This is a genomic window from Micromonospora sp. CB01531 (assembly GCF_001905095.1).
In the GTDB taxonomy this organism is placed as follows: Bacteria; Actinomycetota; Actinomycetes; order Mycobacteriales; family Micromonosporaceae; genus Micromonospora.
In genome coordinates this window covers 52,105-71,680 of the sequence record NZ_LWLS01000065.1, presented here as the reverse complement: position 1 = coordinate 71,680, position 19,576 = coordinate 52,105, and the positions used below count along the sequence as shown (strand labels likewise).

At 74.3% G+C, this 19,576-nt stretch carries 19 protein-coding genes; 9 read left to right on the top strand and 10 right to left on the bottom strand.

The annotated features are described in order from the left end of the window. Positions 1-12: 12 nt before the first annotated feature. Entirely contained in the window at positions 13-1,041 is a 1,029-nt protein-coding gene (ligD, locus tag A6A27_RS15945; RefSeq protein WP_073835401.1) for a non-homologous end-joining DNA ligase, read from the bottom strand. A gap of 47 nt (positions 1,042-1,088) precedes the next feature. On the opposite strand from ligD, the gene msrB reads away from it, so the two are divergent. Then, positions 1,089-1,499, top strand: a complete 411-nt coding sequence (gene msrB, locus A6A27_RS15940; RefSeq protein ID WP_073835400.1) for a peptide-methionine (R)-S-oxide reductase MsrB — start codon at positions 1,089-1,091, stop codon at positions 1,497-1,499. 40 nt (positions 1,500-1,539) lie between these two features. Here the strand turns inward: msrB and A6A27_RS15935 are convergent, their stop codons facing one another. Further along, positions 1,540-1,815 carry an isoamylase early set domain-containing protein gene (locus A6A27_RS15935; protein WP_073835440.1) on the bottom strand — a complete coding sequence of 92 codons (276 nt, stop codon included), beginning with the start codon at positions 1,813-1,815 and terminating at the stop codon, positions 1,540-1,542. Positions 1,816-1,972: 157 nt separating this feature from the next. On the opposite strand from A6A27_RS15935, the gene A6A27_RS15930 reads away from it, so the two are divergent. Together A6A27_RS15930 and A6A27_RS15925 are read left to right on the top strand one after the other, a co-directional pair. Beyond that, the gene (locus tag A6A27_RS15930) at positions 1,973-2,233 is read left to right on the top strand and encodes a Prokaryotic metallothionein (RefSeq protein WP_073835399.1); all 261 of its coding nucleotides are present in this window, start codon (positions 1,973-1,975) and stop codon (positions 2,231-2,233) included. A 148-nt stretch (positions 2,234-2,381) separates the two neighbouring features. Then, entirely contained in the window at positions 2,382-2,831 is a 450-nt protein-coding gene (locus A6A27_RS15925; protein ID WP_073835398.1) for a GNAT family N-acetyltransferase, read from the top strand. A gap of 70 nt (positions 2,832-2,901) precedes the next feature. On the opposite strand, the gene hemQ is transcribed toward A6A27_RS15925, so the two are convergent. Genes hemQ through hemE form a run of 3 tightly spaced genes read right to left on the bottom strand, consistent with a single transcriptional unit; the run spans position 2,902 to position 6,111 of the window. Next, complete coding sequence (gene hemQ / locus A6A27_RS15920; RefSeq protein WP_073835397.1) at positions 2,902-3,603, bottom strand: hydrogen peroxide-dependent heme synthase; 702 nt, start codon at positions 3,601-3,603, stop codon at positions 2,902-2,904. Next, a complete protein-coding gene (hemG, locus tag A6A27_RS15915) occupies positions 3,600-5,009 on the bottom strand; it encodes a protoporphyrinogen oxidase (RefSeq protein ID WP_073835396.1) in 1,410 nt (469 codons plus the stop codon). The genes hemQ and hemG overlap by 4 nt, the downstream gene beginning before the upstream one ends. A gap of 10 nt (positions 5,010-5,019) precedes the next feature. Further along, positions 5,020-6,111, bottom strand: coding sequence for a uroporphyrinogen decarboxylase (hemE, locus tag A6A27_RS15910; RefSeq protein ID WP_073835395.1), 1,092 nt, complete (start codon positions 6,109-6,111; stop codon positions 5,020-5,022). Positions 6,112-6,301: 190 nt separating this feature from the next. Here hemE and A6A27_RS15905 point away from each other — a divergent pair, with 190 nt between their 5' ends. Continuing rightward, entirely contained in the window at positions 6,302-6,874 is a 573-nt protein-coding gene (locus tag A6A27_RS15905; protein ID WP_073835394.1) for a DUF3000 domain-containing protein, read from the top strand. 60 nt (positions 6,875-6,934) lie between these two features. On the opposite strand, the gene A6A27_RS15900 is transcribed toward A6A27_RS15905, so the two are convergent. Continuing rightward, a complete protein-coding gene (locus A6A27_RS15900) occupies positions 6,935-7,870 on the bottom strand; it encodes a hypothetical protein (RefSeq protein WP_073835393.1) in 936 nt (311 codons plus the stop codon). Positions 7,871-7,991: 121 nt separating this feature from the next. Next, positions 7,992-9,107 (bottom strand): trypsin-like peptidase domain-containing protein, encoded by a 1,116-nt coding sequence (locus tag A6A27_RS15895; RefSeq protein ID WP_443189973.1) that lies wholly within the window; start codon positions 9,105-9,107, stop codon positions 7,992-7,994. Positions 9,108-9,796: 689 nt separating this feature from the next. Here A6A27_RS15895 and A6A27_RS15890 point away from each other — a divergent pair. From A6A27_RS15890 to A6A27_RS15875, 4 genes are all read left to right on the top strand, one after another. Next, complete coding sequence (locus tag A6A27_RS15890) at positions 9,797-11,053, top strand: ribonuclease D (RefSeq protein WP_443189972.1); 1,257 nt, start codon at positions 9,797-9,799, stop codon at positions 11,051-11,053. 239 nt (positions 11,054-11,292) lie between these two features. Then, the gene (locus tag A6A27_RS15885) at positions 11,293-12,516 is read left to right on the top strand and encodes a thiolase family protein (RefSeq protein WP_073835390.1); all 1,224 of its coding nucleotides are present in this window, start codon (positions 11,293-11,295) and stop codon (positions 12,514-12,516) included. Further along, positions 12,513-14,582, top strand: a complete 2,070-nt coding sequence (locus tag A6A27_RS15880; protein ID WP_073835389.1) for a 3-hydroxyacyl-CoA dehydrogenase NAD-binding domain-containing protein — start codon at positions 12,513-12,515, stop codon at positions 14,580-14,582. Before A6A27_RS15885 ends, A6A27_RS15880 begins: the two co-directional genes overlap by 4 nt. 305 nt (positions 14,583-14,887) lie before the next feature. After that, entirely contained in the window at positions 14,888-15,715 is an 828-nt protein-coding gene (locus A6A27_RS15875; protein ID WP_073835388.1) for a hypothetical protein, read from the top strand. Between the two features lie 59 nt (positions 15,716-15,774). Here the strand turns inward: A6A27_RS15875 and A6A27_RS15870 are convergent, their stop codons facing one another. From A6A27_RS15870 to A6A27_RS15860, 3 genes are all read right to left on the bottom strand, one after another. Continuing rightward, on the bottom strand, positions 15,775-16,161 hold the full coding sequence (locus tag A6A27_RS15870) for a VOC family protein (RefSeq protein ID WP_073835387.1): 387 nt from the start codon (positions 16,159-16,161) through the stop codon (positions 15,775-15,777). 217 nt (positions 16,162-16,378) lie between these two features. After that, the gene (locus tag A6A27_RS15865) at positions 16,379-17,530 is read right to left on the bottom strand and encodes a sensor histidine kinase (RefSeq protein ID WP_198940316.1); all 1,152 of its coding nucleotides are present in this window, start codon (positions 17,528-17,530) and stop codon (positions 16,379-16,381) included. Beyond that, positions 17,527-18,195 carry a response regulator transcription factor gene (locus A6A27_RS15860; protein WP_073835386.1) on the bottom strand — a complete coding sequence of 223 codons (669 nt, stop codon included), beginning with the start codon at positions 18,193-18,195 and terminating at the stop codon, positions 17,527-17,529. The genes A6A27_RS15865 and A6A27_RS15860 overlap by 4 nt, the downstream gene beginning before the upstream one ends. A 128-nt stretch (positions 18,196-18,323) precedes the next feature. Here A6A27_RS15860 and A6A27_RS15855 point away from each other — a divergent pair, with 128 nt between their 5' ends. After that, positions 18,324-19,517: a peptidase C39 family protein gene (locus A6A27_RS15855; RefSeq protein WP_143194014.1), complete on the top strand. Its 1,194-nt coding sequence runs from the start codon at positions 18,324-18,326 to the stop codon at positions 19,515-19,517. Positions 19,518-19,576: the final 59 nt, after the last annotated feature.

Below are 19,576 nucleotides of genomic sequence, written 5' to 3'. Positions count from 1 at the left end.
GCCCGCTGATCGTCAGGTGGTCTTGCGGTCGCGGTCCTTGGAGGGCTGCACCCGTTTCGGCTCGCCCGGCATCTTCGGGTATTCCGGCGGGTACGGCAGGTCGCCCTGCCCGGCGGCGGCGTCCCGCTCGGCCCACGCCAACAGCGGGCTGATGTCCCACGGGGCATCGTCGATGCCGGCGTGCGGGTCACCCCGCCCGGCCAGCCGGGCCGGCACGCTGCGCAGGTCGAAGTCGTCCGGGTCAACCTGGGTCAGTTCGTCCCAGTCGACCGGGGTGGAGACGGTGGCCCGCGCGTTGGCCCGCAGCGAGTACGCGCAGGCGATGGTCCGGTCCCGGGCCATCTGGTTGAAGTCCACGAAGACCCGGCTGCCGCGCTCCTCTTTCCACCAGGCGGTGGTGACCAGCTCCGGACGGCGGCGTTCCAGCTCCCGGGCCAGCGCGATGGTGGCCCGGCGCACCTCGACGAACGTCCAACGAGGCTGGATCCGCAGGTAGACGTGCACGCCCCGGCCGCCGGACGTCTTCGGCCAGCCGGCCACGCCCAGCTCGTCCAGCAGCGCCCGCAGCTCGCCGGCCGCGGTGACCGCGTCGGCGAAGTCGGTGCCGGGCTGCGGGTCCAGGTCGATCCGCAGCTCGTCGGGACGGTCGACGTCGGCGGCGCGGACCGGCCACGCGTGGAAGACCACCGTGCCCATCTGCGCCGCCCAGGCCACGTGGGCCAGGTCGGCCGGGCAGAGCTCCGCGGCCTTCCGGCCGCTGGGGAAGCTGATCTCCGCGGTCCGGATCCACGGGGGTACGCCCCGGGTCGGCACCCGCTTCTGGAAGAACATCTCCCCCTCGATGCCCTCGGGGAAGCGCTGCAACGTGGTCGGCCGGTCGCGCAGGGCGCGCATGATCCCCTCGCCGACCGACAGGTAGTAGTGGAAGACGTCCGCCTTGGTGAAGCCGCGCTGCGGGAAGATCACTCGGTCCGGGCTGCTCAGCCGTACGGTGTGCCCGGCGACCTCGATCTCCTCGGCGGCGGCCTTGGTGCCACCCATTGCGCGACCATATGCGATGCCACCGACGCCCGACGTACCGTTGTCCGGTGAGTCTTTCCGAGAGCGAACTGCCCACCACCGAGGAAGAGTGGCGGGTCCGGCTGAGCCCCGAGGAGTTCCGGGTGCTCCGCGAGCACGGCACCGAGCGGCCGTGGACCGGCGAGTACGTCGACACCAAGACCCCCGGCCTCTACCACTGCCGAGCCTGCGGGGCGGAACTGTTCCGCAGCGAGGACAAGTTCGACTCGCACTGTGGCTGGCCGAGCTTCGACGACGCGATCCCCGGCGCGGTGAAGGAGATCCCCGACAACACCCTCGGCATGCGGCGTACGGAGATCCGCTGTGCCCGGTGCGACAGCCACCTGGGGCACGTCTTCGAGGGTGAGGGGTTCACGCCGAAGGACACCCGGCACTGCGTTAACTCGGTCTCGATCCGGCTGGAGCCGAACCAGGGCTGAGCTGCCGCCCGGCGGCACCGGCACCGGTCGTGCCGGGCGGTCAGAGCAGCAGGCGGCAGCCCCGCTCGTCGACCGCGTCGGCGGACTCGTCGTCCAGCCAGACGCCGCCGGTGGCGAGGTAGCGGAAGTGGTGCTCGCCGGGGCCGAGCCGGACGGTGATCGTCCGGGTGCCGTCCCGGCGGGGCACCAGCTCGTGCCGGCCAGGCTCCCAGTCGTTGAAGCAGCCGACCACGCTCACCGTGCCGGACGGGGTGTCGCGCGGCAGGCAGAAGGTGACCCGGGTTTGGTTGCCGAACAGCTTGTTGCGCTTGATCACGTGGTCCTCCGGGGGTGTCGGGGCGGTCACCAGGCCTAACGTCCGACACGCCGGGGGCGACTCGCCGTCGAGCCGGACCAGATTCCCCGGTTCCGGTTGCCCGCATGTGTCGGCTGCTCGACGCTGGGGTGACGTGTCCATATCGAGGGGATTTGTAATGGCAACCTGCGAGGTATGCGGTAACGACTACTGGGGGGCGTTCGAGGTCCGTACGGCCAGCGGGGCGGTGCACACCTTCGACTCCTTCGAGTGCGCCATCCACCGGATGGCGCCGATCTGCGAGCACTGCCAGATCAAGATCGCCGGCCACGGCGTCGAGGTCAACGGCCGCTTCTTCTGCTGCGCGCACTGCGCACGGGCGGTAGAGGGCGCGCAGGGCGCCGAGGTCCGCGACGCGGTGGGCGCCCGCCCGTCCTGACCGAGAGGCGCCCCGCGCGGTTCCCCGGGTCGGCGATGTGGCATCCGCCCGCGCAGCCTTCGGATCGGGCGAGGTGGCGGCATCCGGAGCGCCCAGACATCGCCAGGTCGGCGATCTGGCGCCGCCCGGCCACGCCTACCATCGCGGGATGCCCGTCGAGTCGCACGTCGCCAGCTTCGCCGAGCTGGCCGCCCGCACCTTCCACGACCTGCTCCGGCTGCGCATCGACGTGTTCGTGGTCGAGCAGAAGTGCCCGTACCCGGAGTTGGACGGCCGGGACGTCGAACCCGGCACCCGGCACCTCTGGTTGACCCGGGGCGGCGTGGTCGTGGCGTACCTGCGGATCCTGGCCGACCCGGACGGCGTGGCACGGATCGGCCGGGTGGTGGTGGCACCGGCGGCCCGCGGCGCGGGCCTGGCCGGCCGGCTGTTGACCGAGGCACTGGCCGTGGTCGGCGCGGGTCCGTGCGTGCTGGACGCGCAGACCCACCTGGTCGACTTCTACGCCGGCCACGGCTTCGCGATCACCGGCCCCGGGTACGTGGAGGACGGCATCCCGCACACCCCCATGCGGCGGGAGGGCCGGCCGGCCGCCTGAGCGGTGACGCGAACAAGGCGCCAGCAGGGGCCCGCGGTACGACGCGAGGCGTTGGCCGGGGCCCCTCCTGTCAGGGCAGGCAGGTGACGATGTCGGCGACGGACCGGCGGCGACCGGTGTAGAACGGGATCTCCTCCCGCACGTGCCGCCGGGCCCGGGAGCCCCGCAGGTCCCGCATCAGGTCGACGATCCGGTGCAGCTCGTCGGCCTCGAAGGCGAGCATCCACTCGTAGTCGCCGAGGGCGAACGAGGCCACCGTGTTGGCCCGCACGTCCGGGTAGCCGCGGGCCATCCGGCCGTGCTCGGCCAGCATCTCGCGCCGCTCGGCGTCCGGCAGCAGGTACCACTCGTACGAGCGGACGAACGGGTAGACGCAGAGGTAGGCCCGGGCCTCCTCGCCGGCCAGGAACGCCGGGATGTGGCTCTTGTTGAACTCGGCCGGCCGGTGCAGCGCCATCTGCGACCAGACCGGGGTGAGCGCCCGGCCCAGCGTGGTCCGGCGGAACCGCAGGTACGCGTCCTGGAGCGCGTCGCTGGACGAGGAGTGCCACCAGATCAGCAGGTCGGCGTCGGCGCGCAGGCCGGCCACGTCGTACGTGCCCCGGATGGTCACGTCCTTGCCGGCCAGCTCGGTGAAGAGGGACTCGACCTCGTCGACGACGTTCTCGCGCAGCGACGGGAGCGGGCTGGTGGCCCGGTACACCGACCACATGGTGTAGCGGATGGTCTCGTTGAGCTCCCGCAGCCGGGCCGCGTTGGTCTGCTCGGTCATGCTGCCGATCCTCCCAGTGCTGTGATGATCTCTTCGGCCGCCGTCTCGCCGGAGCGGACGCAGACCGGAATGCCGACGCCGTCGTAGCCGGCCCCGGCCAGGGCCAGCGTCGGGTGGGCGGCGCGCAGGCCCTTTCGGACCGCCGCCACCCGCGCGCCGTGGCCGGGGGTGTACTGCGGCAGGGCCCCGCCCCACCGCTGCACGTGCCGGGCGACCGGTTCGGGCAGCGGGGCGCCCAGCACCTTGGACAACTCCCGGTGCACGGTGGCGACCAGGTCGTCGTCGGTGAGCTGGAGCGACGTCTCCTCCCCGTACCGGCCGACCGAGGCGCGCAGCAGGGCGAGCCCGTCGGCCCGGCGCAGGTGGCCCCACTTCGTGGTGAAGAACGTGGCCGCCTTGATCAGCAGGCCCTCGGTGGCCGGCGCCAGGAAGCCGGAGAGCTCCGGCAGCTCCGGCGCGGGCAGCGCCAGGGTGACCAGGGCGACGCTGGCGTAGTCGAGCCCGCCGACGGTGGCGGCCACCTCGGGCGCCGGGCCGGCGAGCAGCCGGGCGGCCGGGCGGGCCGGCACGGCCAGCAGCACCGCGTCCACCTCGACGTGCTCCGTTTCGCGGGTCGGGCCGACGGTGAGCCGCCACCCCGTCGATGTCCGGTGCAGCTCGCGGACCGCCGCGTCCCGGCGGATCGTCGCGCCGCTCTCCCGCGCCGCCGCCTCGACCAGGGTGCTCAGCCCGCCGGCCAGGGTGCCGAAGACCGGCGCGCCGGGGGTGCGCGGCGCGGCCGCCTGCGCGGCCCGGACCGCGCCGACCAGGGTGTGCTCGACCCGGGCCGCGCGGGCCAGCGCCGGCATGGTGGTGACCAGGGAAAGGCCGTCGGCCCGGCCCGCGTAGACGCCGCCGAGCATCGGGTCGACCAGCCGGTCCACCACCTCGTCGCCGAACCGCTCCCGGACCAGGGCACCGACCGCCAGGTCGGCGTCCGGGCCGAGCAGCGGGCGGCCGGCGTCCCGGTCGGCGTCCGCCGCCGGCCGCGCCACCGCCGCCACCTTCTCCAGATCACCGGGTACGCCGACCAGCGTGCCGCCGGGAACCGGGCGCAGCCCGCCGTCGACGACCAGCGCCGCCTGCCCGACGGTCGGGTGCACGATCGAGTCGACCAGCCCGAGCCGGCGGACCAGGGCCACCGCGGCCGATTCCCCGCCGGTCGGGTCGCGCATCAGGAACGACTCCGCGCCGAACTCGACGGGCTGCCCGGCCAGCTCGCCGGTACGCAGCTTGCCCCCGAGGAGGCCGGACTGCTCGTACACGGTGACCTCGGTGCCGGCGGGGGCGCGGTCGCGCAACCGGACGGCGGCGGCCAGCCCGGTGACGCCGCCACCGACGATCGCCACCCGCCACGGTCGCGCCATGGTCCCTCCCCTACTCGGCTGGCCGCGCGCTGAGCTCGTGCACCAGCGCGACCACCCGGGTCAGCACGTCCGGGTCCGTCTCGGGCAGGACGCCGTGCCCGAGGTTGAACACGTGACCGGGGGCGGCCCGCCCCTCGTCCAGGATCCGGCGCACCTCGGCCTCCACCACCGGCCACGGGGCGAGCAGCACGCACGGGTCGAGGTTGCCCTGCACGGCCTTGTCCGGGCCGATCCGGCGGGTCGCCACGTCCAGCGGGGTACGCCAGTCGACGCCGACCACTTCGACGCCGGCCTCGCCCATCGCGCCCAGCAGCTCGGCGGTGCCCACCCCGAAGTGGATCCGGGGCACGCCGGCGTCGGCCAGGCCGGTGAGCACGTGGGTCGAGTGCGGCAGCACGTAGCGGCGGTAGTCGGCCTCGGACAGCGCGCCGGCCCACGAGTCGAAGAGCTGCACCGCGGACACCCCGGCGTCGACCTGGACCCGCAGGAACGACAGCGTGACCTCGGCCAGCCGGGCGCACAGGGCGTGCCAGAGGTCCGGGTCGCCGTACATCAGCGCCTTGGTCTTCGCGTGGGTCCGCGACGGCCCGCCCTCGACCAGGTAGCTGGCCAGAGTGAACGGGGCGCCGGCGAAACCGATCAGCGGGGTGTCCCCCAGCTCGGCGACGAGCAGCCGGACCGCCTCGTCCACGTAGGACACGTCGTCGCGGGTGATCGGCCGGATCCGCTCGACGTCGGCGGCGGCGCGGACCGGCTCGGCCACCACCGGCCCGGTGCCGGCCACGATGTCCAGGTCGATGCCGGCGGCGGCCACCGGGACCACGATGTCGCTGAACAGGATCGCCGCGTCGACCCCGTGCCGGCGGACCGGCTGAAGGGTGATCTCGGTGACCAGCTCCGGACGGCGGCACGACTCCAGCATCGGCACGTTGGCCCGGATCTCCCGGTATTCCGGCAGCGACCGACCGGCCTGCCGCATGAACCAGACCGGGGTGTGCGGGGCCGGCTCGCGCCGGCAGGCGCGGACGAAGGGCGAATCGGCCGGCCCGCCACGGCGGGATTGTCCGTCTCGGGCGGCGGTGCCCGTGGTGTCGGTGGTCATCGCGGCAATCGTGCCACGCGTGCGGGCGACCCCCGCCGCCACCGTCACCTTTTGTGACGTGAACGGAAGGCCCTGGTTGACGCCCCCGGCACCCGAAGGCCCCGGACGGCAGGTTCCTCGACGCATGATCGCGGCCGCCGCTCGGCGCGCCGTCCCGCCGTACCGGCGGGCGGCGGCATAGGCTGCCCGCATGGCCCCCCCGATCGCGCTCCCGGAAACCTTCGCCCGCGCGGTCGCGGGGTTGCGATCGGTGACCCCCCGCCCGGAGATCCTGCTGGAGGAGGTCGGCGCCCCGCAGCGCCTGGCCCCGTACGCGTTCGCGCTCTCCGCCGCGGTCATGCGCGACGACGACGAGGTGGCCACCGGGCGGCTGATCCTGCTGCACGACCCGGCCGGGCACGAGGCGTGGCAGGGCACCCTGCGGCTGGTCACGTACGTGACGGCGGAGCTGGAGGTGGACCTGGCCAGCGACCCGCTGCTGCCGGGGGTGGGCTGGACCTGGCTGACCGACGCGCTGGACGCGCAGGACGCCCGGCACCGGGCCATCGGCGGCACTGTCACCCAGACCCTCTCCACCCGGTTCGGCGAGCTGGCCGGGCCGCCCGCCGCCGGGGACATCGAGATCCGCGCCTCCTGGACCCCGCTCGGCGTCGACCTGTCCCCGCACCTGCTCGGCTGGTGCGCCCTGCTGGCCTCGACGGCCGGGCTGCCGCCGCCCGGGGTGACGGCCCTGCCGTCCCGCCGCCCCGCCGGCGCCGCCTGAGCGGCCGAAAGCCGGCGACGGGCCACCCCGGATGACCGGAGCGGCCCGCGCGGTATCCCGTCAGAGGTAGTTCTCGGCCTCGTCGCAGACCTTGTCCAGGCCCTTGTTGGCCTTGTCGAAGGCGGCCTTGTTGCCGGCCGACGCCGCCGCGATGGCGGTGGTGAGCTTGTCCAGGCAGGTCGCGATGACCTTCTTCTGTCGAGCCTGCTCGTCCCGGTCGTTCTTGGTGCCGGTCAGGTTCTGCTCGGTGTCGGCGAGCTTGTCCCGGACCGTCTGCAGGTCGGCCCTGAGCTTGTCGATCTCCTGCCGGTTCGCCGCGATGGTGCCGTCCCGCTGGCTGACCTTCTGCTCGGCGCGGTGCAGCTTCCCGTTGGTGGTGACGTAGAGGCCGGTCATCACGCCGCCGAGGACGAACAGCAGCCCGGCGACCAGGGCGAGGATCAGGGTGCTCCGCCCCTTGCCGGCGCGCGCCGCCGGCGCTCCGTACGGCGGGACCGCGCCGGGCGGGGCCGACATCGGCTGCGGCCCGAAACCCGGCCCGGACACGGGCGGGGCGGACATCGGCGGCGCCGACATCGGCTGCGGGTAACCGGGCGCGGAGACCGGGGCGGCGCCCGGCGCGTACTGCCCGGGGACCGGGGCGGCAGCCGGCGGGTACTGCCCCGAGACCGGGGCGGCAGCCGGGGGGTACTGCCCCGAGACCGGGGCGGCAGCCGGCGGGTACTGCCCAGGGACCGGGGCCGTGCTCGGCGCGTACTGCCCGGGGACCGGGGCCGCGCTCGGCGCGTACTGCCCGGGGACCGGGGCCGCGCTCGGCGCGTACTGGCCGGGCACCGGCGGGGCGGGCGCCGGGGTGACGGGTTGGGGCAGGGTGGGGTCGGGCTGGCCGGCCGGGTACTGCTGCGGCGCGGGCTGGCCGCCGTACGGGCTGCCGTACCCGGTGCCGCCCGGCGGCTGGGGCGGGTAGCCCTCCGCTCCGGTCGGTGGCTGGGACATGACGTACCTCCAGGGTGTGCTGGTCCCCGTGGGGTGGCCCCGAAGGGCCGGGGTCTGCGGGTCGACGTGGTCGGGCCACGCGTCGACGGATGCGGTCAACGGCGACCGGGGTGCGGGCCGGTCAGCAGAGCGTGAAGGTGTCGCAGGCGGTCTTGATCGGCACCGCGAGGCCGATGCCCTCGGCGTCCCGGGCCTTGGCGGTGGCGATGCCAACGACCTCCTTGGCTCCGTTGATCACCGGTCCGCCGGAGTTGCCGGGGTTGATCGGCGCGTCGAACTGGATCACCGGGCCGGAGCCGCCCTCGTCCGGGCGGAACGCGCTAACCACCCCGGTGGTCACGCTGTCCTGCAATCCCAGCGGGGCGCCGACCACCACTATCTGCTGCCCGGACTTGACCGGCGTACCGGCCGCGACCAGCCCGGTGAACCGGGCCGTGGTGCGCAGCTGGGCGAGGTCCTTGTCCTTGTCGACCTTGACGATGGTGGCCTCGAAGCGCTGGCCGGTCCGCTCCAGGAAGACCTTCCGGCCGCCCCCGTCGTAGACCGACTCCACCACGTGGAAGTTGGTGAGCAGCATGGTGCCGCCGCCGGACGGCGGCTTGCCGATCGCGAAGGCGGTACCGGTGAACTGGCCGGCGCTGACCCGGAACACGCTGGGCAGCACGGCACTCGCCACGGCCTCCGGGTTGAAGGCGGAACCGGCCTGCTTCTCCAGGCCCTCCGCCCGCTTCTCCAGCCCGTCCAGCCGGCTGCCGTCCGCGCCCTGGGCGTCGGCCAACCGCCGGTCGGTGGCGGCGAGCCGGTCGTCCAGCCGGTGGATCTGGTACGCCTGCACCCCCGCGACCACCGCCAGCACCCCGGCCAGCACGAGCGCCACCACCGGCAGCCGCCGCCCGCGGCCGGTCCCGCCTGCGGCCCCGCCCGGGTACGCCGGCCCCGGGGCGGACTGCCCCGGCAGGGCCGGCCCGGCGATGGGCTGGCCCGGGTAGGCCGGTCCCGAGATCGGCTGCCCTGGGTAGGTCGGCGCGGCGACCGGCTGCCCCGGGTGGGCGGGTGCGGAAGTCGGGTGGACCGGTGCGGTAGTCGGCTGAGCCGGATGGGCCGGCGTGGAGATCGGCTGTCCGGGGTGGGTGGGCGCCGGGGCCGGCTGCCCCGCGAACGCCGGCCCCGGGACCGGCTGCAACGGAACGGAGGCCGGTGGGGCGGGCGCGGACGCCGGTGGGGCGGGCGCGGTGATGGGCTGGGCGGCGAAGCCGACGGTTGGCTCGGCGCCGACCGGCTGCCCGGGCGCGCTGCCCGGCGGGGCCGGCGGCCATCCGTCCTGGGGGCGCGGGGCGGTCGAGCCGCCGGCCGGGCCCCACTGGCCGCTGTTCGGCACCGCCGGCCAGGTGGCTCTGGGCGCGGGCACGGCCGGCTGGCCCGGCGCACCGGCGGGCTGCTCGGGAGCGGGGACGCCACCGGTGGGCGCGGCCGGGAAACCGGCGGGCGCGCCGAACGGCGCCGGCTGACCGGGCGCGACCGGTGGGATCATCCGCGGCGGCAGAGGCCCCGGCCGGACGGTCTCGCCGCGTGCCTGGTCGGCCGTCTCGTCGGAGCCCGGCCCCGGCACCTCGGCACCGCCGTGCGCAGCCGTCATGATCGCTCGTCCTCCCCCGTGAACGCCCCGCCGACACCGCCCGACGGCCCCTCGACACCCCGGCTGCGGCTCGATGGACCGTACCTGCGCGAACGGGGTTTGTCTCCCCTGTTGTCTGACCCTGCCACGGGCGCGCAAGCCGACCTGCCCCGACACTCGGCGGCCATCCGGCCGACACGCGCCGGACCGGCTGCGCACACCGCGTCGGGCGCGCGCACTAGGGTTGTCAGGTGACCGACGAACCACCCCTGCGCCGTCGGGCCGCCGAAAGCCGTACGGGAGAGGCAGCACTGCGTCCGTCGTCGGCCGGGTCGGAGCCGGCGGACGCGGGGACCGAACCCACCGCCGGCGGGCCCGTGCCGCTGACCGCCCCGCGCGAGGGCACCCCCGCGCCGGTGGCCGTGCCGAGCGAGCTCGAGGAGGTCGTGGCCCGCTTCGCGGCGGGCATCGGCCCGGTGGCCCTGGACGCCGAGCGTGCCTCCGGATACCGCTACAGCCAGCGGGCCTACCTGGTGCAGCTGCGCCGGGCCGGCTCGGGCACGGCGCTGATCGACCCGTTGCCGCTGCCCGACCTCTCCGCCCTGGACGCGGTGATCGCCGAGGCCGAGTGGGTGCTGCACGCCGCCAGTCAGGACCTCGCCTGCCTCGGCGAGCTGGGGCTGCGCCCGCGCCGGCTGTTCGACACCGAGTTGGCCGCCCGGCTGGCCGGGTTCGAGCGGGTCGGCCTCGCCGCGCTGACCGAGCAGCTGCTCGGCTACACGCTGGAGAAGCACCACTCGGCGGCGGACTGGTCCAGCCGGCCGCTGCCGGAGTCCTGGCTCACCTACGCGGCGCTGGACGTGGAGATGCTGGTCGACCTGCGCGACGCCCTCGACGAGGAGTTGCGCGGGCAGGGCAAGTCGGAGTGGGCGGCGGAGGAGTTCGCCGCGCTGGTCCGCAACGGCGCTCGACCGCCCCGGGTCCGGGCCGAGCCGTGGCGGCGCACCTCGGGCATCCACCGGGTCCGCGGCGCCCGCGCGCAGGCCCGGGTCCGTTCCCTCTGGTACGCCCGCGACCAGATCGCCGCGCGGCGGGACGCCGCCCCGGGGCGGGTGCTGCCCGACTCGGCGATCGTGGCCGCCGCCGAGCTGGACCCGAAGGACGAGAAGACGCTGCTCACCCTCCCCGGCTTCGGCGGCCGCTCGGTACGCCGGCTCGCCCGGACCTGGCTGGCGGCCCTGGACGACGCCCGGCAGCTGCCGGACGACGCGCTGCCGGTGACGCCGGTGGTGGAGGGGCCGCCCCCGCCGCACCGCTGGGCAGAGCGGGATCCGGTGGCGGCCGGCCGGCTGGCCCGCTGCCGGGAGGTGGTGCTACGCATCGCCGGTGAGCACAACCTGCCGCCGGAGAACCTGATCGCGCCGGACTACGTCCGCCGGCTCGCCTGGCAGCCGCCGGAGGAGATCACCGACGAGACCGTGGCGGAGACCCTCCGCGGCTTCGGCGCCCGGGAATGGCAGCTCACCCTCCTCCTCCCCGCCCTCCCCCAGGCCCTCACGATCCCCTGATCTCGCGTTGATCATGAGGTTGACGGCATTTTTGGAGATCCACATCGCCGTCAACCTCATGATCGACGATGCGCGGGGCCGCGGGCGGCGTGTGGGGTTGGCCACACGGGGGGTGGTGTCGGCGTTGGTTACTGGCGAGTAGCATCCGGGGAAACGCCAGCGCCGGCGACCTTCATTCGGCCCGTGGCGCCGCCGGTCGGCGCGCGGAGGCCGAATTGTGGTCGAAAAGGAGGCTCCAAGTGCCCCGTGAAGTTCGGGACGTCGTCTTCGTCGACGGCGTCCGCACCCCGTTCGGCAAGGCGGGTGGCATGTACGCCAACACCCGCGCCGACGACCTGGTGATCCGCTGCATCCGCGAGCTGATGCGGCGCAACCCGCAGCTGCCGCCGGAGCGGGTCGAGGAGGTCGCCATCGCCGCGACCACCCAGATCGGCGACCAGGGCCTGACCATCGGCCGCACCGCCGCCCTGCTGGCCGGACTGCCGAAAACGGTGCCGGGCTTCGCCATCGACCGGATGTGCGCCGGGGCGATGACCGCCGTCACCACCGTCGCCAGCGGCATCGCGATGGGCGCGTACGACGTCGCCATCGCCGGCGGCGTCGAGCACATGGGCCGCCACCCGATGGGTGAGGGCGTCGACCCCAACCCGCGGATCATCGCGGAGCGGCTGGTCGACCCGTCCGCCCTGGTCATGGGCGCCACCGCGGAGAACCTGCACGACCGGGTCCCGCACATCACCAAGGAGCGCACCGACGCCTTCGCGCTCGCCTCCCAGCAGAAGACCGCCAAGGCGTACGCCAACGGCAAGCTCCAGGGCGACCTGGTGCCGGTCGCGGTGCGCGACCCGGAGACCGGCTGGGGCCTGGCGACCGTGGACGAGGCGCCCCGGGACACCTCGCTGGAGAAGCTCGCCGGCCTGAAGACCCCGTTCCGCCCGCACGGCAAGGTCACCGCCGGCAACGCGGCTGGCCTGAACGACGGCGCCACCGCTGCGCTGGTCGTCGCCGAGGAGACCGCCCGCGAGCTGGGCCTGCCGATCGCCATGCGGCTGGTGTCGTACGGCTTCGTCGGCGTCGAGCCCGAGGTGATGGGCGTCGGCCCGATCCCCTCGACCGAGAAGGCGCTGCGCATCGCCGGCCTCAGCATCGACGACATCGGCCTGTTCGAGCTGAACGAGGCGTTCGCCGTGCAGGTGCTCGCCTTCCTCGACCACTTCGGCATCGCCGACGACGACCCGCGGGTCAACCCGTGGGGCGGCGCGATCGCCGTCGGTCACCCGCTCGCCTCCTCCGGCGTACGGCTGATGACCCAGCTCGCCCGGCAGTTCGCCGAGCACCCCGAGGTCCGCTACGGCCTCACCGCCATGTGCATCGGCATCGGCATGGGCGGCACCGTCATCTGGGAGAACCCTCACTGGACGGAGTCCGGCAAGCCGGTTCAGCGGGAGGGTGGAGACAAGTGAGCACGCCAGCCGCACCGAACGAGGTGGTCACCAGGGCGCTGCTACGCCAGGTGAACGTACCGGGGCTGGACCGGCCCGCCGCCCTGATCACCCTGGACAACGGTCTCGACCACACCAAGCCGAACACCTTCGGGCCGGGCGGGCTGACCAGCCTGGACGAGGCGATCACCGCGGCCCTCGCGGCGAACCCGGCGTTCATCGCGGTCACCGGCAAGCCGTACATCTTCTGCGTGGGCGCGGACATCACCGGTCTGCTGCTGCTGGCGAACCGCGAGCAGGCCCTGGAGATCGGCCGGCTCGGCCACCGGGTCTTCGCCCGGCTCAAGGACAGCCAGATCCCGACCTTCGCCTTCGTCAACGGCGCGGCGATGGGCGGCGGCCTGGAGCTGGCCCTGCACTGCCACTACCGGACGCTCTCGGCGGGCGCGGCGGCCCTCGCGCTGCCCGAGGTCTCGCTCGGGCTGGTCCCCGGCTGGGGCGGCACCCAACTGCTGCCGAACCTGATCGGTATCCCGGCCGCCACCCAGGTGATCCTGCAGAACCCGCTGATGCAGAACAAGATGCTCAAGCCGAAGCAGGCCGCGGAGATGGGCATCGCGGACGTGCTGCTGGAGCCGGCCGACTTCCTCGAGCGGTCCCTGGAGTGGGCCGCCGGCGTGGTCAGGGGCGAGGTCACCGTGACCCGGCCCGAGGTCGACAAGGACATGTGGGCGGGGGTGCTCTACTTCGCCCGGCAGACGCTCGACCAGCGGCTGCACGGCGCGGTCCCGGCCGCGTACCAGGCGCTGGACCTGCTGGAGACCGCGAAGGACGCCGACTTCGCCGCCGGCACCGCCGCGGAGGACGAGGCCCTGGCGGACCTGGTCTTCTCCGAGGAGCTGCGCAGCGGCCTGTACGCCTTCGACCTGGTGCAGCGGCGGGCCAAGCGGCCCGCCGGCGCGCCGGACAAGGGACTGGCCCGCCCGGTCACCAAGGTGGGCATCGTCGGCGCCGGTCTGATGGCCAGCCAGCTCGCCCTGCTGTTCGCCCGCCGCCTGCAGGTGCCGGTCGTCCTGACCGACCTGGACCAGGCCCGGGTGGACAAGGGCGTCGGCTACGTACACACCCAGATCGAGAAGGCCGTCAGCAGGGGCCGGATGGACAAGGGCACCGCCGCCAAGCTGTACGGCCTGGTCAGCGGCTCGGTCGACAAGGGCGTCTTCGCGGATGCCGACTTCGTCATCGAGGCGGTCTTCGAGGACCTGAACGTCAAGAAGCAGGTCTGGGCCGAGCTGGAGAAGATCGTCAAGCCGGAGGCGGTGCTCGCCACCAACACGAGTTCGCTGTCGGTCACCGCGATGGCCGAGGACCTGGAGCACCCGGAGCGCGTGGTCGGCTTCCACTTCTTCAACCCGGTCGCCGTGCTGCCGCTGCTGGAGATCGTCCGGGGCGAGCGGACCGACAACGCCACCCTGGCCACCGCGTTCGCGGTCGGCAAGCAGCTCAAGAAGTCGAGCGTGCTGGTCAAGGACGCTCCGGCGTTCGTCGTCAACCGGCTGCTGACCCGCTTCCTCGGCACCGTGTTCGCCGCCGTCGACCAGGGCACCCCGCTGGACGTGGCGAACAGCGCGCTGGACCCGCTGGGCCTGCCGATGCGCCCGCTCGCCCTGCTCCAGTTGGTCGGCCCGGCCGTGGCGTACCACGTGGGCGGTACCCTGCACGCCGCCTTCCCGGACCGGTTCGGGGTCAGTGAGAACCTCAGGCGGATCGCCGACTCCGGCCAGCCGATCGTGGTCGACGACCAGGTCAACGAGGAGGTCGCCAAGCTGCTCGTGGTCGGCGACCAGCCGCTGACCGCCGAGCAGGTCCGGCAGCACGCGCTCGACGCGTTGGCGCAGGAGATCCGGCTGATGCTCGACGAGGGCGTCGTCGCCGAGGCGCAGGACATCGACCTGTGCCTGATCCTCGGTGCCGGCTGGCCGTTCCACCTGGGCGGCGTCACGCCGTACCTGGACCGGACCGGCACCTCCGAGCGGGTCACCGGCCAGCGGTTCCTGCCGCGCGGGGTGGCCAGCCTGCCCGCCTGACCACCGCCGCTCCCCGCGATCGCGGTGGCCGACCGTCCCTCCCGGACGGTCCGGCCACCGCGTTCGTCGTTTCCGGGACCGGACCGGCACCGCTCGCCGCCTGCCCCACCGGGCGGACGATGCCGACAGCTCGGGCGCACCGGTCCGTCACCGCCCGGTCACCCCGCGCTCGCGGCCGCAGCGGCGGTGTGGCGGGGCCGGTCACGAGCCGGTTCCGGTTTCATCACGTCGGCACCCGCCGGTCAGCGGCCTGTCGGTCGGGCTCGCTACCATCACGCGTCCAGATTTCTTAGGAGCTGACCAACATGTCCCAGCCGCCGTCCAGTCCGTACCCCGGTTCATACCCTCCGCCGCAGCAGCCCGGCCAGCAGCACGGCGGTGGCTACCCGCCGCAGCAGCCCCAGCACGGTGGCGGCTACCCGCCGGCTCCGCAGCAGCCCGCCCCCCAGTACGGCGGCCACCCGGAGGCGCCCCAGCAGCCCGCCCCGCAGTACGGCGGGTACGTGGAGACCGGCCAGCCCAGCTTCGGCGGCCCCGAGGTGCCGCCGAAGAAGAAGTCGAAGGTCGGCAAGATCCTGCTGATCGTCCTGGCCGTCGTGGTGGTGCTCTGCGTGGGTGGCGGTGCCGCCATCTACTTCGCCGCGAAGGACACCGTGGGCGAGGTGGTCGACGCCACCAAGACCCGGGTGTCGGCTCCGGAGACCCTCGGCGGCCGGGCGAAGGTGGACAACCCGCAGCTCCAGGCCGCCGCCACGGAGATGGAAGCGGAGATCAAGAAGGACGTGCCGGACGCCACCAGCGCCGTCGGCGCCTTCTACGGCGACCCCACGAAGCAGGATCTGGTCATGATCGCCGGCGCGTCCGGCGTGATGGCCGACCCGAAGAAGGAGCTGGAGGACGCCACCACGGGCCTCGGCAGCGAACTCGGGGTGACCGAGTTCAAGACGGTGGACGCCGGCCCGCTGGGCGGCGACGCCAAGTGCGGTGACGGCAAGATCGACGGTGACCCGGTCGGGGTCTGCGTCTGGGCCGACCGGGGCAGCGTCGGCATGATCGTCATGTACTTCAAGCCCGCGTCCGCGTTGCAGTCCGAGTTCGTCGCCATGCGGGGCGAGATCGAGCAAAAGAACTGATCTCCCGCCAGACCGGTGACCGGGCCCCCGCCGTGGCGGGGGCCCGGTCCCGTTCCGGGTCAGGCCGACGCGACCCGCTCAGCGGGGCTGCGGCAGACGCAGAACTCGTTGCCCTCCGGGTCGGCGAGCACCACCCAGCCGGTGCCGTCCGACCGGCGCCGGTCGGCGACCAGGGTGGCCCCGAGGCCGAGCAGCCGCTCGACCTCGGCGTCCCGGGTGCCCTCGGCCGCGTGCAGGTCGAGGTGGAACGCGCCCTTGCCGTGCCGCTCCCCGACCGACACGAAGAGCAGGTCGGGGCCGTGCCCGTCGGGCGCGACGAGCACCGCCTCGGGGTCGCCCGGGTGGTCGTCGTCGTGCAGCTTCCGGTCGAGCACCCTCGCCCACCAGCTCGCCAGGGCGTACGGGTCGTCGGTCTCGACAGTGACGCAGTGGATCTGTGCACTCACGGTGCTACCTCCAGGTTGGAGTGCGCCCCGCGAAGTTGGCGGACGTCAGCGGCGGCTGCGGGGCGCGGGATTCTTCACGGTGGACATCGACCACACCCCCTTCCGCATTTCGAGCTGACGCCGAGCATCATGTCACCGCCCCGGCCGTCCGCACAAACCCGCCGCCGGCCCGGCCCCTGAGCTGCGGGGCCGAGCCGGACGGCCGGACGCCCGCCGGTCAGGTGGCGGCGGGAGCGTCGGCGGACGGCAGGGTGACGGTCACCTCCAGGCCGCCGCCCGGCTGGGCCACCGCCGTCACCGTGCCGCCGTGCGCATCGCAGACCGCCCGGACGATGGAGAGCCCCAGGCCGGAGCCACGGGCGCCGGTGCGCTCCTGGCCGCCCCGCCGGAACGGCTCGAACAGCCCCGGCACGTCCGCCGGGGCGACCTCGAAGCCGGTGTTGCCCACCACCAGCCAGGAGCGCTGCCCGTCGGTGCCGGTACGCACCCAGAGACGCCCGTGCAGGTGGTTGTAGCGGACCGCGTTCTCCACCAGGTTGCCGGCGAGCCGGTCGAGCAGCCCCGGGTCGCCGACCACCGGGGCCGGGCGCAGCGCGGTGTGCACCTTCAGCCCGATCCGCTCCACCTCGCCGGACATCGCGGAGAGCGCGTTGGCGGTGCCGGCGGCCAGGTCGCACTCGGCCCGGCGGGCCAGCCGGCGACCCGTCTGGGCCTCGCTGCGGGCCAGCACCAGCAGCGCATCGACCAGGCCGTTGGCCCGCTCCGAGGCGTCCCGGACCACGGTGGCCATCCGCCGGTACTCGGCCCGGTCCGCCTCGTCGTCGCTGAGCGTCACGTCGATCTCGGTCCGCATCACCGCCAACGGGGTACGCAGCTCGTGCGAGGCGTTGGCGACGAACCGTTTCTGCGCCTCGAACGCCGCGGCGATCCGGTCCAGCATGGCGTCGAAGGTGCGGGCCAGCTCGGCGACCTCGTCGTCCGCGCCGGACCAGCCGATCCGCTGGTCCAGGGTGGCCTCGCCAAGCCGCCGGGCGGTGGCGGTCACCTGGTGCAGCGGGCGCAGCGCCCGGCCGGCCACCAGATACGCCCCGGCGACCCCGACCACGCTGATCACCAGCAGCGCCACCAGGCCCTTGACCAGAAGCTCCGTCGAAGCGGCGCCGACCAGATCATGCTGCCACTGCCCGGCGTCCAGGGTGCGGCCGTCGGCGAGCACCACCGTGGTGCCGGGCCGCAGCTCGTCGGTGGGGCGCAGCGCGTCGCGGACCAGCAGCCAGGCCAGCACCACCAGGATCGCCCCGGCGCCGACGAGCAGCACCCCGTTGAGCAGGGTGAGCCGCAGCCGCAGCGTGGGGCGCAGGCGGATCATGCGACGACCTCGGCGGTGCGGTAGCCGGCGCCGACCACCGTCTCGATCAGGGGCGGGTCGCCGAGCTTCTTGCGCAGCGTCATCACGGTGACCCGGACGATGGTGGTGAACGGGTCCGTGTTCGCGTCCCAGACCCGTTCCAGCAGTTCCTCGCTGGAGACCACCGCGCCGCGCGCCTTGAGCAGCTCGGCCAGCACGCCGAACTCCTTGTTGGTCAGGTCGACCGGCACCCCGCCGCGGGTGACCACCCGGCGGGCCGGGTCAAGCACCAGGTCGGCGACCGCCAGCACCGGCGGGGCGGCCGGGGTGGCCCGCCGGCCCAGCGCCAGCACCCGGGCGACCAGTTCGTCGAAGGCGAACGGCTTGGGCAGGTAGTCGTCGGCGCCGAGCTGCAGGCCCTCCACCTTGTCGGCGACGGTGCCGCTGGCGGTCAGCATCAGCACCCGGGTCAGGGTGCCGGAGGCGGCCAGGTCGGCGCAGATCTGGTCGCCGTGCACGCCGGGCAGGTCCCGGTCGAGGATCACCACGTCGTACCGGGTGACGAAGGCGGCCTCGTGCCCGGCGGAACCGTCGTAGGCGACGTCCACGGCCATCCCGCGCTTGCGCAACCCGCGCGCGATCGCGTCGGCGAGGTTCCGCTCGTCCTCGACCACCAGTACCCGCATCCCCGGCCTCCCAGCTCGTGACCTCCCGACAACCTAGTGCCGGCCACCAAACCAGCATCCCGCGCCGCCGTTGCAAAGAACCTTCGCGTACGCCATGCTTCCCGGCACCTGGCGACAAGGAGCTGCCGATGACCGCAACCCCCACCGGGCGGGACGTGGCCTACCACCGCTTCCGCTTCCCGCACGAACTGGGCCGCGGGGCGCCCGACGGGGTGATCGCCGGCCCGGGCGGCCTGCTGGTCGGCCCGGCGGCCGGCCGGATCGAGCACACCGATCCACACACCGGCGTCACCGCCGGCTACGACCTGGCGACCTGGACGTCCCCGCCGCTCCGGCTGGGTTTCCCGGCGGCCGAGATCGTCCCGTCGTGGACCGCGGACACCCCGCCGGGCTGCTGGCTGCGGGTGGAGCTGCGCGGCTGGGCCGAGACGGGCCCGTCGACCGGCTGGTACATGCTGGGTGACTGGGCGGCCGACGAGGCGACGATCCGCCGCAGCTCGGTGCCTGGCCAGGCGGGCGACGACGCGCGGGTGGCGGAGGACACCCTGCGGATCACGGACGCGGTGGTCACCGGCTGGCAGGTCCGGGTCAGCCTGTTCCGCCGCCCCGGCGCCCCGGCCGGCCCGGTGCTGCGCACGATCGGCGCGGTCGCCTCCGGCAGGGCCGCGGCCGGGTCGGTGGACGCTGCGGCACCGCCGCCGACCGGCGCCCGGGGGCGAGTGCTGGACGTGCCCCGCTACTCGCAGCGGCTGCACGCCGGCGGGGAGACCCGCTGGGGCGGCGGTGGGGACTCATGGTGCAGTCCCACCTGCACGTCGATGGTGCTGGACTTCTGGGGCACCGGACCCGCCCCCGACCGGTACGCCTGGGTCGACCCGCCCGGCCCGCGGCCGGTGGTGGTGCACGCTGCCCGGCACTGCTACGACCACGCGTACGCGGGGGCCGGGAACTGGGCGTTCAACACGGCGTACGCGGGGCTGCACGGGGTGGACGCCTTCGTCACCCGGCTGCGTTCCCTCGCCGAGGCGGAACGGTTCGTCGCCGCCGGCGTACCGCTGATCCTGTCGGCCGCCTTCGCGGCGGGGCAGGTGCCCGGGCTGGACTACGACACCCGGGGGCACCTGATGGTGCTGGTCGGCTTCACCGCCGACGGCGACCCGGTGCTCAACGACCCGTACGCCCCGGACGACGAGGGGGTCCGCCGGACGGTGCCCCGAGCGGCGTTCGAGGCGGCCTGGCAGGCGGGCAGCGGCGGCGTCACGTACGTGGTCCGGCCGGCGTCGGTGCCACTGCCACCGGCACCCGCCCAAGCCAACTGGTGAACGGCGGCCCACCGGCCGAGGCCGGCCCGGCACCGGCCGGTGCGGCGTCGGCGGGCCGA

Excerpts from the sequence above, each read along its gene's own strand:
- ligD (WP_073835401.1), bottom strand. The coding sequence starts at position 1,041 with ATGGGTGGCACCAAGGCCGCCGCCGAGGAGATCGAGGTCGCCGGGCAC.
- A6A27_RS15930 (WP_073835399.1), top strand. The coding sequence starts at position 1,973 with ATGGCAACCTGCGAGGTATGCGGTAACGACTACTGGGGGGCGTTCGAG.
- A6A27_RS15925 (WP_073835398.1), top strand. The coding sequence starts at position 2,382 with ATGCCCGTCGAGTCGCACGTCGCCAGCTTCGCCGAGCTGGCCGCCCGC.
- hemQ (WP_073835397.1), bottom strand. The coding sequence starts at position 3,603 with ATGACCGAGCAGACCAACGCGGCCCGGCTGCGGGAGCTCAACGAGACC.
- hemG (WP_073835396.1), bottom strand. The coding sequence starts at position 5,009 with ATGGCGCGACCGTGGCGGGTGGCGATCGTCGGTGGCGGCGTCACCGGG.
- hemE (WP_073835395.1), bottom strand. The coding sequence starts at position 6,111 with ATGACCACCGACACCACGGGCACCGCCGCCCGAGACGGACAATCCCGC.
- A6A27_RS15905 (WP_073835394.1), top strand. The coding sequence starts at position 6,302 with ATGGCCCCCCCGATCGCGCTCCCGGAAACCTTCGCCCGCGCGGTCGCG.
- A6A27_RS15900 (WP_073835393.1), bottom strand. The coding sequence starts at position 7,870 with ATGTCCCAGCCACCGACCGGAGCGGAGGGCTACCCGCCCCAGCCGCCG.
- A6A27_RS15875 (WP_073835388.1), top strand. The coding sequence starts at position 14,888 with ATGTCCCAGCCGCCGTCCAGTCCGTACCCCGGTTCATACCCTCCGCCG.
- A6A27_RS15865 (WP_198940316.1), bottom strand. The coding sequence starts at position 17,530 with ATGATCCGCCTGCGCCCCACGCTGCGGCTGCGGCTCACCCTGCTCAAC.
- A6A27_RS15860 (WP_073835386.1), bottom strand. The coding sequence starts at position 18,195 with ATGCGGGTACTGGTGGTCGAGGACGAGCGGAACCTCGCCGACGCGATC.
- A6A27_RS15855 (WP_143194014.1), top strand. The coding sequence starts at position 18,324 with ATGACCGCAACCCCCACCGGGCGGGACGTGGCCTACCACCGCTTCCGC.